The 13,432-nt window shown below is 71.3% G+C and carries 10 protein-coding genes; 4 read left to right on the top strand and 6 right to left on the bottom strand.

The features are described from left to right. The 4 genes from KBX53_RS36950 to KBX53_RS00350 form a co-directional block, all read right to left on the bottom strand. Nucleotides 1-2,265 (bottom strand): AAA family ATPase (locus tag KBX53_RS36950; protein WP_210857410.1); only part of this gene is annotated, 2,265 nt, incomplete at its 3' end. A 99-nt stretch (nt 2,266-2,364) separates the two neighbouring features. After that, the gene (locus KBX53_RS00360; RefSeq protein ID WP_210857409.1) at nt 2,365-5,391 is read right to left on the bottom strand and encodes a S8 family serine peptidase; all 3,027 of its coding nucleotides are present in this window, start codon (nt 5,389-5,391) and stop codon (nt 2,365-2,367) included. A 496-nt stretch (nt 5,392-5,887) separates the two neighbouring features. Next, nucleotides 5,888-7,138, bottom strand: coding sequence for an HNH endonuclease signature motif containing protein (locus KBX53_RS00355; protein ID WP_030329451.1), 1,251 nt, complete (start codon nt 7,136-7,138; stop codon nt 5,888-5,890). A 210-nt stretch (nt 7,139-7,348) separates the two neighbouring features. Next, nucleotides 7,349-7,828, bottom strand: a complete 480-nt coding sequence (locus KBX53_RS00350; RefSeq protein ID WP_210857408.1) for a helix-turn-helix domain-containing protein — start codon at nt 7,826-7,828, stop codon at nt 7,349-7,351. 103 nt (nt 7,829-7,931) lie between these two features. Between KBX53_RS00350 and KBX53_RS00345 the strand changes: the two genes are divergently transcribed. After that, a complete protein-coding gene (locus tag KBX53_RS00345; RefSeq protein ID WP_210857407.1) occupies nt 7,932-9,494 on the top strand; it encodes an MFS transporter in 1,563 nt (520 codons plus the stop codon). Between the two features lie 35 nt (nt 9,495-9,529). Here KBX53_RS00345 and KBX53_RS00340 read toward each other — a convergent pair whose 3' ends face one another. Further along, nucleotides 9,530-10,000 carry a helix-turn-helix domain-containing protein gene (locus KBX53_RS00340; protein ID WP_209444498.1) on the bottom strand — a complete coding sequence of 157 codons (471 nt, stop codon included), beginning with the start codon at nt 9,998-10,000 and terminating at the stop codon, nt 9,530-9,532. A gap of 145 nt (nt 10,001-10,145) precedes the next feature. On the opposite strand from KBX53_RS00340, the gene KBX53_RS00335 reads away from it, so the two are divergent. The 3 genes from KBX53_RS00335 (at nt 10,146) to KBX53_RS00325 (ending at nt 12,191) form a co-directional block, all read left to right on the top strand. Then, nucleotides 10,146-10,478 carry a nuclear transport factor 2 family protein gene (locus KBX53_RS00335; protein WP_210857406.1) on the top strand — a complete coding sequence of 111 codons (333 nt, stop codon included), beginning with the start codon at nt 10,146-10,148 and terminating at the stop codon, nt 10,476-10,478. Between the two features lie 52 nt (nt 10,479-10,530). Further along, nucleotides 10,531-11,073 (top strand): TetR/AcrR family transcriptional regulator, encoded by a 543-nt coding sequence (locus tag KBX53_RS00330; RefSeq protein ID WP_030329441.1) that lies wholly within the window; start codon nt 10,531-10,533, stop codon nt 11,071-11,073. Between the two features lie 86 nt (nt 11,074-11,159). Next, the gene (locus KBX53_RS00325; protein ID WP_210857405.1) at nt 11,160-12,191 is read left to right on the top strand and encodes a medium chain dehydrogenase/reductase family protein; all 1,032 of its coding nucleotides are present in this window, start codon (nt 11,160-11,162) and stop codon (nt 12,189-12,191) included. Between the two features lie 7 nt (nt 12,192-12,198). On the opposite strand, the gene KBX53_RS00320 is transcribed toward KBX53_RS00325, so the two are convergent. Continuing rightward, complete coding sequence (locus KBX53_RS00320; RefSeq protein WP_030329438.1) at nt 12,199-13,380, bottom strand: low temperature requirement protein A; 1,182 nt, start codon at nt 13,378-13,380, stop codon at nt 12,199-12,201. Nucleotides 13,381-13,432: the final 52 nt, after the last annotated feature.

The following is a 13,432-nucleotide window of genomic DNA, read 5'->3' as shown; positions in this document are numbered from 1 at the left end:
GGCCTCGTCCGGCTGCCTGGTCACTGTCAGTCGGGCCAGCGCCGACAGCGTCTGCACCAGCGGCCAGATCGCACCGACTCGGCGGGCGTCGACCACCACCTCCCGCAGCGCCCGTTCGGCCACCTCCACCTCGTCCAGCCCGCCGGTCCTGTCGCCCAGGCCGGCGGCGCTGCCGGCGTTCGCGGTGCCGCCGTTCGCGGTGGCGGTGAGCGCCAGCACGGTGGCCAGTTCGGCCCGCGCGTCCAGCAGGGTGACCGGCATCCGCTCGGCGCTGGCGACCAGCCGACGGAGCCGCTCGACGAGACCGTCCAGCCGGCCGGTGGCTCGGTCCAGTGACAACTGGGTTGCCTCCACCAGGGACGTCAGCCGCTCGTACCCGGTCTCGTCGACCAGCGCCCGGCCGGCCGCCAGCAACGCTTCGGCCTGCTCGGGATGACCGGCGTGCAGCGCGCCCTGCGCCCAGTTCAGGCAGGCGCGGGCGTGTTCGCGCGGCCGATCGGCCAACTCCGCGGACGCCCGCAGCTCCGTGATGATCGCCCAGGCCGCCGGGTCGCCCAACTCCAGCAGCAGCGAGGCCCGGGCGATGCGGACCGCGAGGTGTGACCCGGGATCCCCGCTGGCCGCCGCTGCGGTCTCCGCCTCCGTACAACGGGCCAGGTGGTCGTCGACGTGCCGGCCCACGACGGTGTCGGGGGCCGCCAGCACCGCGAGCGCCGGGGCCTTGCGGCGCGGCGCGCGCAGGTACGGCACCGCACGCTCGATCTCGGTGTACCCGCGCAGCGCCTCGCCCTGCTGGCGCAGCATCCGACCCAGCACCAGGCCCAGCTCCCCTCGGGCGCCCGGTGGCAGCCGTCGGTCGGCGAGCAGCCGTTCCAGCACCGGGATCGCCTCGGCCTGGCTGAGCCCGTCGATGGCCGACCGGCCCAGCTTGGCGGCGAGTCGAACCCGTACCGGTCGGGGAAGCTCGGCGATGTCCATCGTCTGGAGCAGGAAGCTGGCGGCGGTCGCGTCGTCGCCGCGTTCGGTGGCCAGGTCGGCGGCCGCCTCGGCGTTGCGGACGAAGTCGGCCCCGCTGCCGGCCCGACGGTAGTGGTGCGCCAGCTGGGCCACCGGTCTCGGCAGTTCCTGCTCCAACACCCGCGCGACCCGCAGGTGCAGCCACTCCCGGCTCTCCCGGGGCACCAGGTCGTAGACCACCTGTCGGGCCAGGTCGTGGCGGAACCGCAGGCCGTCCCCGGCGTCGTGCAGCAGGCCCGCCCGGTGTGCGGCGGTCAACGCCGCGCCGATCGCCACCCGGTCCAGGCCGAGCACCGCGGCGAGGATGCGCTGATCGGGCGTCATGCCCAGCACGGCCGCCGCGCCGAGCACCTCCCGGGTGGCCTCGTCGAGCGGGCGCAGCCGCCAGAGCAGCACGTCACGGAGGACGAACGGGACACTGTCGTCGGCCAACGGGTCGCCGCCCCGCTCGGCGAGCGTACGCAGCACCTCCTCGACCACGAACGGGATACCGGCGGTGCGGTCGAGCAGGGCGGCGGTCAGTTGCTGCGGCGGGTCGTCGAGCCGCAGGGTGCGCGCCGCCAGCCGGCGTACGTCATCGGCGTCCAGCGGGCTGAGCGCGACGCGCGTGACGCTCCACGGGGGAGTCCGCGCCAGGGCGTCGTGGATCGGTGTGCTGCTCCCCGGCGTCGCCGTCCGCGCGGTCAGCAGCACGGCCAGCCCGTCCACCGGGTGGGTGCTCAGGTACGCGAGGAGTTCGCAGGTCGCCGGGTCCGCCCAGTGCAGATCCTCGAGCAGGAGGGTGGCGGGGCTCAGCGCGGCGAGCACCGCCGCGACGGCGCGGAACAGGCGATGACGCTCGGCCGCCGGGTCGGTCAACGGGGGCGGCGCGTCCGGCAGGACGTCGGCGAGTTCGGGCAGTAGTGGCGCGAGGGCGCCGGCCACCGGGCTGAGTGGACCAGGTCGCTCGGTGCAGCCCCGGATCGCGTCCAGCAGCACGCCGAGCGGGAAGGGTTCGGGCACGTCGTCGCACTCGCCGACGAGGTGCCGCCCGGGGAGTTCGGCGAGCAGCTCGGCGACGAGCCGACTCTTGCCGATTCCGGGCTCACCTTCGAGCAGGATCAGGCAGGGTGGGGTGGCGACGAGCCGGCGTAACTGGGCCAGTTCCGCCGTTCGGCCGACGAATTCGACGGGCCCGCGCAGACGTTCGGGGCGGACGGGAGTTGGGCTCCCGCCGCCCCGGGTCTTGTTCTCGCCGCCGTCGATCACCGTGGGGCGAGCAGATCATCTCTGCGGTTCCCGCCGGTCATCCGGCGGACCGGCGGTGACCTGAGTCACACGCCGATCCGCCGGGTCGGGGGAGCGGGGTCAGGACTGGACGGTGACCGGCACGACCTTCAGCGAGCCGTCACCGTTGCGGAACTCCAACACCCCGACGTAACGCTGCCCCGGGGCGAGCCCGGACCAACGCAGTGTCAGGTTCGCCGTCGCGCCCGGCTGCACGCTGCGCTGCTTCGGGTCGATGGTGACCCGGCCGGTGGAGGTGCCCGGCGCGCCCGGCAGGTAGCTGGTGATGGTGTACGCGTTGGCCTCGTCCTTGATGTTCTCGGTGAACTCCTGCTCGACGACCACGATGTAGTCACCGGCACCGTCGGGCAGGGCGACCTTCGCGCCGATCCGGGTGCTGGCAGTGGCGGTGACGAACTTCCCGGACTTGTCGTAGACGTTGAGGCTGAACTCGGTGCACTCCATCACGCCCTCCTCGTCCTCCCAGTCGATGTGGGAGCAGGTGGGCCGTGCCGACGTCACGTGGATCTCCGGGCTGCGGGTGCCGGCCGGTACGTGCAGGGTGGTCCGGCTGATCGACGCGGGCAGCGGCACCGGCAGGTTGTTCGACGTGCTCCAGTCCCAGCTCGGCCCGTCGCCCTTCAGGGTCACTGTGGTGCTGGTACCCGAGGTCAGGCCGGTCAGCTGGGAGATCAGCTGACCCTTGTAGCCGGCCTCGGCGGCGATCCGGACGCTGCCGGAGCTGCCCGTGCCGGTGATGGCGTCGGGGGCGACCAGCCCGGAGTTGTGCACGACCAGCGGGCTGCGTACCGCGTGCTTGAACTGGTCGCGCCAGGTCAGCGAGCCGTCGGCCCAGGTGTCGAACGCGCCGCCGGAATTGGTGACCTCGACGGTGAAGCGGGCGCTCTGGCCCGGACGGATCTGCATCTTCTTCGGGGTGACAGTGACCTTGTAGCCCGGCGGGGCCTGCACCGACGAGGTGTAGGTGCTGGTCTTGTCGCTGACGTTGGTGACCGTACGGGTCACGCTCTGCTTGCCGACCATCCGGCCCAGCGAGATCGACGGGTAGTTGAGCTGGGCGGTGTCGATCGCACCGATCGTGTCGCAGCCGTCCAGGTCGGCGAGCCCGTAGTCGCTGCCCCGGTCGGCGGACACCCCGCACAGGTACTTGATCCAGTCCTGCTGGTTGGAGTCGTAGACCAGGCCCGGGTCGAAGGCGCTGCCCGGCTTCACCTGACCGGCGCCGTAGTTCATGGGAGTGGCGTCGTACGTGCCGATCTTGATGGGGTTGCCCTTGTCGGTGGTGTCCACCGCGCTGGTCATCAGCGCCGAGCGGACCGCCGCCGGCGACCAGTCGGGGTTCTTGGCCAGCAGCAGCGCGGCGATGCCGGCGATGTGCGGCGCGGCCATCGAGGTGCCCGACTCCAGGGCGAAGTCGTTGCCGCCGATGGACGGGGAGAACGCGGCGATGATGTCCTGACCGGGCGCGCTGATGTCCGGCTTGAGCAGCTCACCGGCGTTCAGGTTCGACGGGCCCGCCGAGGAGAACGCGGCGACGGCGGGAGCCTCGACCGTCTCCAGCTTGCTCGGCGAGATGGTCGCCGTGGCGTTGCCCTTGCCGACGTACGCGGTGACAGTGGCCAGGTCGACCTCGTTGATGTGCACTGTCGGCACGGCCTGCACGTCGGCGTTCAGGGAGTTCAGCTCTTCGTTGTACAGCACCATGCCGACCCCGCCGGCCCGCGCCACCTCGATGCTCTTGTCGGTACGCGGGATCTCGCCGCGCAGGCAGAGCACGATCGCGCCCTTGACCTTGGCCGGGTCCAACGTGTCGTCGGCGCAGAGGCCGGCACCGTAGGCGCCGTCCGGGTCGACCGCGCTGTCCTTCGCGAAGACCAGGCGGGCCGGCCCGACGCCGGTCTCGCCCATGCCCACACCGGCGATGGTGGTGCCGTCGCCGAGGGTGAGCGTGCGGGTGTTCTGCCGGTCGGTGGTGCTCGCGGCCACAGTGGTCAGCCACGGCGTCGAGTTGTCGACGGTGTTGGCGAACGGGCCGGAGTTGCCGGCGGCGGCGGCGACGAAGACCCCGGCGGCGGCCGCGTTGAAGAACGTCGCGTCGACGGCACCGAAGCGCTCGGTGTCGTCACCGATCGAGTAGTTGATCACGTCGACGCCGTCCGCGACCGCGTCGTCGATGGCGTGCACGATGTCGATGTCGGTGCCGGTCGCTCCGCCCGCACCGTTGTCGTACAGCGCCTTGTAGATCGCCAATCGCGCGGCCGGCGCCATGCCGGAGATCATGCCCAGGTCCTGGTTGCCCGACGTCGCCCGCACGCCGTGGATGCCGGCGGCGGTGCTGGCGGTGTGGGTGCCGTGGCCGTTGCGGTCGCGCGGCGAGGAGTAGTCGTCCGGGAACGCGTCGGCGATGCCACTGTCGTTGTACCAGCGTGCCCCGATCACCTTGTTGTTGCAGGTCACCGGTGCTTCGACGCCAACGTCGCAGGTGCCCTTCCACTTGGCGTCGATGACGGCCTGGTCGGGGCGCGGGCTGGGCAGCGGGGCGAAGCTCGCGCTCTCCGGCCAGTAGCCGCTGTCGATGACCCCGATGATCACGCCCTCACCCGCGTGGGGGTCGCCGCCGAACTCCTTGTCCCACACCCCGCCCTTGCCGGTCAGGCCCAGGTAGTCGGGGGTGTGTGCGGTGGCGGCGTGCACCTTCTGGCTCTCGTACACCGCGCGGACACCCTTGGTGGCGCGCAGCCGGGCGGCCTGCGGCCCGGTCAGGTCGGCGGCGAAGCCGTTGAACGCGGTCTCCATGGTGACGCGGGTGCGCTCGGCGGGCACGCCGACCCGGTCCAGCACCGACTTGCGCTGCTGGCGCAGGTGGTCCCGGTACGCGTTGGCGTTCCCGGACGTACGGTTCAGCTTCGCCCCGTCGACCGGCTTGGTGGCGGCGATCCCGGGAACCCCGCCGGTGTAGGTGGCGAGTGGCTCCTCGGCGAGCTGGACGAGGTAGCGGGCGGTCGGTCCACTGCTTGCCGGCGCGGCGGTGGCGCTGGCGGGCAGGCTGGTCAGGCCGGCCGCGGTCAGCGCCACGGCGGCCAGCATGCTGACCCCGTGCCTGGCCCGTCCGGTCCGATGGGTGTTCGGTTGTGGCACGTCGTTGCCTCCACGTTCGGTGCCGGCCGCCACGACTGATGACGGTGGCCGAAACCTAGGATCGGCACCGATCATCGAGAAGCACTCGTAACCTGGCCGTCATCTTGGAAACAAGCTCGTAACACAACGGGTACTTTGCGCGTCATTTAGGAACGTCGACTTGGGTGATCTGTGCCATTTGGTCGGTTGCCCGTGCCGAAGTCCACCACAGACTTGGCGAGGCAACAGTGACCAGCGCCGGACCGTGGAACGAGCGACGCGACAGGCGCCCCGACGTGCCAACACTGGTCCGCGCCTGGCGGCTGGCGGCACCCTGAACCAGCGGGTGGCGCATCATCGCTGCCGTGGACCGAGCGCGTGTTCCTTGCCACCACAGCACGTCTCCTCTGGCCCGGAGCACGTGCCGATGGTTGTTCGGCTTGGAGGGTCGGTCAGTCGGCCGCTCTTATGTTCGTCGGTGGTAGTGGTTGCGGCGGGGGAGTTGTTCGGGGTCGAGCCAGGCGGGTGGGGTGAATTCGGGGTGGCCGTCGGCGGCGAGTCGCACGGTCCAGTCGCTGTGGTGGATGTGGCGGTGGTGGTGGCCGCAGAGCAGGACGGCATTGTCGAGGTTGGTGGTGCCGCCGTCGGCCCAGTGGTGGATGTGGTGGGCGTGGCACCAGCGGGGTGGGCGGTCGCAGCCGGGGAAGGCGCAGCCGTGGTCGCGTAGGACGAGGGCGCGTCGGAGGGGGCCGGTGATGAGGCGGCGTTGTCGGCCGAGGTCGAGGACTTGGCCGGTGCTGTCGAGGACGGCGGGCAGGATGGTGGCGTCGCAGGCGAGGCGTCGCACGGTGTCGGGGGTGAGGTGCGCGCCGGTGTCGAGCGCACCGCGAGACAGCTGCCGGGTCAACTCGTCGTAGCTGGTGGTGACGACGATGTGGGCGGGGTCGCCGCCGTGTTCGGGCAGGTCGCCGGTGCGCAGGGCGAGGCGGCAGATGTCGGCGAGGGCGTCGTGGCGGCGTTGTCCGGCGGAACGGGAGTCGTCGGGGCCGGAGGGTGCACTGAGGGGGTCGATGGCGGCGCGCAGGAGGCCGGCGGTTTCGGTGTCGAGGGTGGCGGTGAGTCGCAGGCGGCCGTCGGTCTGTTCGGAGAGGGTGACGTGGCGGTCGCGGGTGGCGCGGCGGGCGTCGGCGTCGAGGGCGGCGTGGGCGGCGGCGTCGGCGAGGTCGGGGGCGACGTGGTCGAGGATGCGGGTGCCGAGCTTGCGCAGCAGAGTGGGGTCGAACTGCCCGGCCCAGCCGACCAGCACACCAACCGCCTTGTCGCCGGCCTCTGCACCGGCGGTGGTGTGCACGGTGTCGACCGTGTCGGCGATGACCCGGGCCTGGTCGAGGGTGACGCGTCCGTCGGTGAGCGCTTGTCGTACCCCGGGGTTGCCGGTGTCGAGTGCGGTGGCGAGGTCGACGAGGCGGCGGGCGACCGTGATGGTGAGTCGCAGTCGCTCGCGCAGCCACACCGTGGTGGAGGAGGCACCCTGCGCGTGGGGCGTGCCCCGGCCGTCGAGCTCACGGATCAGGGCCAGCTTCACGGCGGCGAGACGTTGCTCCAAGCGGTGCGCGGCGTCGAGCGCGGCGATCAAATCCTGCTCGGAAAGGGCCCAGGCGGCGGCGTCCACGCACGCGGCGACCGCGTCGTCTGCCTGCGCCAACTCCTCGACCATGACCCGACACTAGAACAGGTGTACGACAATTTCAGTCATCATGATCGATTGGCTGGGCAGCGACCGACGGCGGGCTGGCCGGGCTGCTGCGGCTGACAGGCGCGCGACCGGGTGTCGCGGCGACGCCGGTCCCGCCCATGGTCCCGGAGGCGACACCGGTCCCGCCCATGGTCCCTGAGCGACGGCGCCGGTTCGGCCGTGACCCGCGTGTCAGTCGCGCCGGACGAGACCAGGGCCGGCGGTGATGTCGATGTCGCCGTCCGCGATGTCGTGGCCGGCGGCGCAGCGGAGCACCGCGCGGATCGGTTCGCCGCAGTCGTGGTGGGTGGCGATGACCGACGGGCCGCTGTCGGTGGCGGCCCAGGTGTCGCCCCAGTTGCGCAGTGCGGTGATGACCGGCAGGAGGGCGCGGCCCTTGCTGGTGAGTTGGTACTCGTGGCGGGTGCGCTGCCCGGGCTCGCGGTAGGGGATTCGTTCGAGCAGGTCGGCGGCGACCATTTCCTTGAGTCGGGCGGCCATGGCGGGCTCGCCGACGCCGACCCGGCGGACGAAGTCGTCGAAGCGGCGCGTGCCGAGCAGGGCCTCGCGCATGATCAGGACCGTCGACCTGCTGCCCACGATGTCCATCGCCCGGGCCACCGAGCAGTTCTCGCTCGTCCAGGAATCGCGATCGTCTCGTAGGTCCTTCATGCCGTCCAGCGTACCTGACTTGCGTTAGGGCTAGCCAGGTGCTTCACTGGGTCGCGCTGACTTCAGCATACGCAAGCCAGCCCATCAGCCTGAAGGATCTTCAGTGACCACCAGCACCGCAACCCCGATCCCACCCGGCGCGGCAGCACCCGGGCCGGCAGCTACCGCCCGCTCATCTCTGCGCGGCTCCCGCGCGGTGACCCTGATCGCCATGTGCCTGGGCGCGATGATCACGTTCCTGCAGATCACCGCGACGGTCTCCGCGCTGACCACGATCCAGCGGGACCTGCGGGTAGACCCGACCACGCTGGTCTGGATCCCCAGCGCCTACACCCTGATGGTGGCGAGCGTCGTGCTCTCCGCGGCCACCCTGGGCAGCCGGTACGGGCGCAGGCGAATGTTCGCCGCCGGGGTCGTCGCGATGATCGTCGGCGCGGCCGTCGTGGCCAGCGCTCCGACCGTCGGCTGGGTGATCGCCGGGCAGTTGGTCGCCGGCCTTGGTGGCGCCCTGATCCTGCCGAACAGCCTGGCGATCCTCGGTGCGACCTTCACCGACCCGCACCGCCGGACCGAGGTCATCACCGCGTGGTCGGCGGCGTCTGGCATCGGGCTCGCGATCGGCCCGCTGATCGCCGGTGCCCTGCTGCAGCACTACCAGTGGCACAGCGTCTACCTGTCGACGATCGCGCTGGGCCTGGTCACCCTCGTCGTCGCCGTCGTCGGAGTGGCTGAGTCCCGGCCGAGCGCCGCCCGGCTCGACGTGCCCGGCCTGCTGCTGGGCACCGTCGCGATCGCGGCCGCCGTCTACGCGCTGATCCAGGGCGGCAAGGTCGGCTACACCAGCCCCCTGGTGTCGACGGCCTGGGTCGTCGCGGTCGTCGCACTTGTCGCGTTCGTGCTGGTCGAGCTGCGGACCAGCGCGCCGATGCTCGACGTACGGCTGTTCCGGTCCGCGTCGTTCAGCGCTGTCATGGTCGTCGGTGCGGTGTCGCTGTTCGGTTTCACCGGCGTGGCGATCCTGCTGGTCCTCTTCCACGAGCGTGCCCAGGCGCTCAGCCCGCTGGACACCGGCTGGCGGATGCTCGTGCTCTTCGGTGTTTACGTGCTGGTCGCCTTCGGCGCCGGGCGGGCGATCCGTCGTACCGGATTCAAGGCGCCACTGACCCTCGGCCTGGTCCTCGGTGCGGTGGCCAGCTTCGCGCTGGCGAACCAGGGGCCGGACACGTCGTTCGGTCACCGCTGGGCGTTGTTCGCGTTGTTCGGCGGGGCCAGCGCGCTGGTGGTGGCCCCGGCGACCGCGGCGGCCCTGGCCAGCGTCGCGCCCGCCCAGGCCGGGATGGCCTCCGGCGCGGTCAACGCGGCGCGCCAGGTCGGCTCGGTGCTCGGCTCGTCCCTGCTCGGCACGCTGCTCACCACCACGATGGTGGCCGACCTGCCGGGCCGGCTCGCCGCACACCAGGTCGACGAACCCACCCGGAGCGCCGTGCGGGCGGCGGTGGCCTCCGGGACCAACGGCGACCAGCCACTACCCGACCCGGTGCGGGCGGCGATCGCGGAGGCGCTGACCTCCGGAGTCCAGGCCGGGCTGCGGATCAACGGCGTCGTCTTCCTCGTCGCCGCCGTGCTCGCGCTCACCCTCATCCGCAACCGGCCGCACCAGCACTAGGGCCGGGCGCGTCGGCCCGCCGTCGTGCGCGCCGGTCACCGCTGCGGCGGGGCCGTCCGGGTGGGAATGTGCTCGTAGCGCTTGCGCATGGTCTCGCTGGCGGCCGGGCCGGCGGCGAACACGAAGGTGGCGTCGTCGAGCGGGCGACCGGTGTTGCTGTCGACGAGCACCGGATCGGCCTCCACCCCGGTGGCCCGGTCGACGAGGATCATGCTGCGCTCGCTCGGATCGAGGCGTGAGTTGCCCCAGGCCGCGAGGGCGACGATGACCGGCCGCAGGCTGCGGCCGAGGTCGGTGAGGACGTACTCGTAGCGGTCCGGTCTGGTCTGGTAGCGGCGACGTTCCAGCAGCCCCTGGCCGGTGAGGGTCTTCAGCCGGCTGGTCAGGATGCTGGACGAGACGCCCAGGTTGGCCTGGAACTGATCGAAGCGGGTGTAGCCGTCGAAGGCGTCGTGCAGGATCAGCAGCGTCCACCACTCGCCCACGTGGCCCAGCGCACTGGACAACGGACATTCGCGGTCCGCCAAGCGGATCTTTCCGGCCACAACCGTGCCCTCTCCCGAGTAGGTGCTACTGTCGAAGTCAGTAGGTGCTGTTTCAGAAGTAACCATACGACGGGCCCTCGGCGACGTCGGAGAGGGACGGGAGACCATGACTGCCACCCAGGCCGCACCAGCCATCATTCGCCGCTACTTCGCGCCCGCCGGCCAGCCCGACTCCGAGGACTACTTCGCTCTCTTCGCCGAGGACGCCGTGGTCGAGGACGAGTCGAACGAGTACCGGGGCATCGAGGCCATCCGTCAGTGGCGCCGTGCCGTGCCGCTGGTGTCGTACGAGATCACCGACGTCGAGGAGACTCCCGCCGGCACCGTGGTGACCGCCACGATCACCGGCGACTTCCCCGGCAGCCCGTTCGCCGGCCTCCGGTACCGCTTCAGCGACTACGACGACAGCGCGATCCGGATGCTGCGCATCGCGCCCTGACCGCTGAGCGGCGAACTTGACGACACTTGTTTGTGAGCGCACACTTACAAACATGCGATCGACCGCCGAGGCCCGCCGGGTCACCGTCCTGAACACCGCGGTGTCGGTGTTCGCGCGCGCCGGCTTCCACGCCACCCCGGTCACCGCCGTGGCCGCCGCCGCCGGCATCTCCGAGGCGTACGTCTTCCGGCTCTTCGCCGGAAAGCTCGGGTTGTTCGTGGCGGCGGCCGGAGCGTGTTTCGACCGGATCGCCGAGGCGATCGAGGCGGGCGCCGAGCGTGCCACGGGCGACAGTCCGGAGGAGATCCTCGACACCATGGGCGGTGCGTACGCGGAGCTGATCGCCGATCGCGACCTGCTGCTCTTTCAGGTGCAGGCGCAGGCGGTCACGGACATCCCGGAGGTCGCCGAGGCGGTGCGGGCCGGCTACCGGCGGGTCGCCACCTTCGTGCAGGATCGGGCCGGTGCCAGCGACGCGCAGGTGCAGCAGTTCTTCGCGTACGGCCAGTTGTGCCATCTGATCGTGACCGCCGGCCTGGAGCAGGTCCCGGAGCCCTGGGCTCGTGCCCTGACCGCCGGCATTCGCCACCCCTGACCAACCCGCTGTCGGGCCGCTGCGGCGGCCCACTCTTCGGCCTCGACAAGTATGTGAGTGCACACTTACAAACAAAGGAGAATCCGATGACGACCGACGCGATGATCACCGAAGTGGTGCTGCCCGGCGTGGTGGAGCCCGACGGACTCCAGCTGCGCCGACGCCCGATGCCCGTCCCCGGCCGGGGGCAGGCGCTCGTCCAGGTCGAGGCGACCGGCATCTCGTTCGCCGAGCAGCAGATGCGCCGCGCGCTCTACCCCGGCCAGCCGAAGTTCCCGTTCGTGCCCGGCTACGACCTCGTCGGCACCGTCCGGGCGGTCGGTCCCGGCGGTGACCACGCCCTGGTCGGCGCGCGGGTGGCGGCGGTCACCAAGACCGGTGGCTGGGCCACCCACGCGCTGGTCGACCTCGACGCCCTGACCCCCGTACCGACCGGCCTGGACCCCGTCGCGGCCGAGACCGTCGTCGTCAACGGGGTGACCGCCTGGCAGATGCTGCGCGACGCCGACCTGACGGCCGGGCAGACCATCCTCGTGCACGGCGCGAACGGCGGCGTCGGGAGCGTGCTCGTCCAGCTCGGCCGGCACCTCGGGCTGCGGGTCATCGGCACCGCCGCCGTACGACACCACGCCGGCCTGCGTGAACTCGGCGTCGAACCGCTCGACTACCGCGACCCGGACATGGCCGCCCACGTTCGCGAGCTGTCGCCGGGTGGCGTCGACGCCGTCTTCGACCCGGTCGCGGGCCCAGGCGTCCGCACCTCGTACGCCCTGCTCGCCCCGGGCGGCAAACTGGTCGTCTACGGCAACGCCGCGGCCGTGGGCACCGGGCAGTCGGTCATCTGGATCTTCGTGAAGCTGTTGTCCCGCCTCTACACCTGGAACGCGCTGCCCAACGGTCACCGGGCTGGCTTCTACAACTTCTGGGCCGGTCAACTCACCCGTCGCGCCGCGTTCCGCCGTCGCCTGCGCACCGACCTCGGCACCGTGCTCGACCTGCTGCGACGGGGAGTGATCGTGCCGCAGATCGCCGCCCGCTACCCGCTCGACGAGGTCTCCGCCGCGCTGGTGTTCGCCGAGGCCCGCAGCCGGGCCGGCAAGGTGGTGCTGGAGCCATGATCACCGACTACGTCGAGGGCATCGGTGGTTCGGGCGGCCTTCCGTGGGCCCGGATGCTGTCGGTGACGGCTACTCCGGCGAGCACCAGGGTCGCGGCGAGGCCGGCCACCAGTGCCGGGGTGAGTATCAGGACGGGTCCGACGACCGCCAGCGCAAGCAGCGCGAGCAGTCGAGACGGTGAGACGCGGCTGAACACCTCGTACTCGAACCGAGCGCGTCCAAGCAGGAACAGCGCGAGCCCGCCGAGGAGGACGCCGGCCAGCCACGGCGACGTCTCCCCGGCAGGCTCGCTGATGATGGCTTCGAAGCTGGCGGAGGCGGCCACGACGCCGCCCACCATGAGTAGGTGGGTGTTGGGCGCGGACCGTACGAACCCACCCGGGTCCCGGGAAGCCTCGATGGCGGCTTTCAGCAGGGACCCGGCGCGGTGGACGTAGATCTGCCACAGGAGGACGGTCGCGGCGAACCCGACCAGGAGTGCCGCCGTCCGCTCGATGGTCAGGTCGTGGGTGGCGTAGGTCAGGGTGATGACGAGGATGAGATCGCCGAGAGCGAGCGTGAAGATCTGCTGGTAACGCTCCGCCAAGTGGTCGGCCGCCACCGCGTAGTGAGGTGTGGGTAGGCGACCGATCCGCGGAGTGGGGTAACGAAGCCAGGCGGCCGCGTAGTCGACGGCGAGCGCAGCGGTCCACAGCAGGCCCCGGGCCGGGCCGCTGACGAAGGCGCCGACGAGCCACGGTACGGCGGACACCGCGAACCAGAACATGAACCGACTGGAGCGTTGCTGCTCCATCCGGCCGCCCAGCGCGACGACGAGAAAGGTGCCGCGTCCCACCTGGACCGCCACGTACGCGCCCGCGAAGATCAGGCCGTGCTCGGCGAAGGCGCCGGGCAGCGCCCCGGCCATCAGGATCGTCCCGAACATGACCCAGAGCGTCACAGCGAAGATCGAGGATCGGTTGAGGTGTTGGAGTTCGGTAGCCAGCGCGCTAGCCGCCCAGACCCACCAGATGGCCGTCAACAGCACCACGGTCTCGAAGACGCCGACCCAGTCGAGACGCTGTGCCAGTGTCCGTGACGTCAGGGCCAGCGCGGCGACGAACACCAGATCGAGGAAGAGCTCCAGCAGGGTCGCCCGCTGGGGCCCCTCATCCTCGCGGGTCAGCCCTACCGCTTGGTCGGTCGTCATCAGGTGCCCGCCTACGTGCTCCGGACCCTCATGCTAGTGAGATTCCGGCAGT

The sequence above is a fragment of the Micromonospora sp. M51 genome, assembly GCF_018070305.1.
Classification (GTDB): domain Bacteria; phylum Actinomycetota; class Actinomycetes; order Mycobacteriales; family Micromonosporaceae; genus Micromonospora; species Micromonospora parva.
The sequence above is the reverse complement of the archived record's forward strand: the minus strand, read 5'-3'. Positions and strand labels throughout refer to the sequence as shown.

What these genes read in the sequence shown, in the direction of transcription:
- KBX53_RS00360 (WP_210857409.1), bottom strand. Translation starts at nt 5,391, where the DNA reads ATGCTGGCCGCCGTGGCGCTGACCGCGGCCGGCCTGACCAGCCTGCCC.
- KBX53_RS00355 (WP_030329451.1), bottom strand. Translation starts at nt 7,138, where the DNA reads ATGGTCGAGGAGTTGGCGCAGGCAGACGACGCGGTCGCCGCGTGCGTG.
- KBX53_RS00350 (WP_210857408.1), bottom strand. Translation starts at nt 7,828, where the DNA reads ATGAAGGACCTACGAGACGATCGCGATTCCTGGACGAGCGAGAACTGC.
- KBX53_RS00335 (WP_210857406.1), top strand. Translation starts at nt 10,146, where the DNA reads ATGACTGCCACCCAGGCCGCACCAGCCATCATTCGCCGCTACTTCGCG.
- KBX53_RS00330 (WP_030329441.1), top strand. Translation starts at nt 10,531, where the DNA reads ATGCGATCGACCGCCGAGGCCCGCCGGGTCACCGTCCTGAACACCGCG.
- KBX53_RS00325 (WP_210857405.1), top strand. Translation starts at nt 11,160, where the DNA reads ATGACGACCGACGCGATGATCACCGAAGTGGTGCTGCCCGGCGTGGTG.
- KBX53_RS00320 (WP_030329438.1), bottom strand. Translation starts at nt 13,380, where the DNA reads ATGACGACCGACCAAGCGGTAGGGCTGACCCGCGAGGATGAGGGGCCC.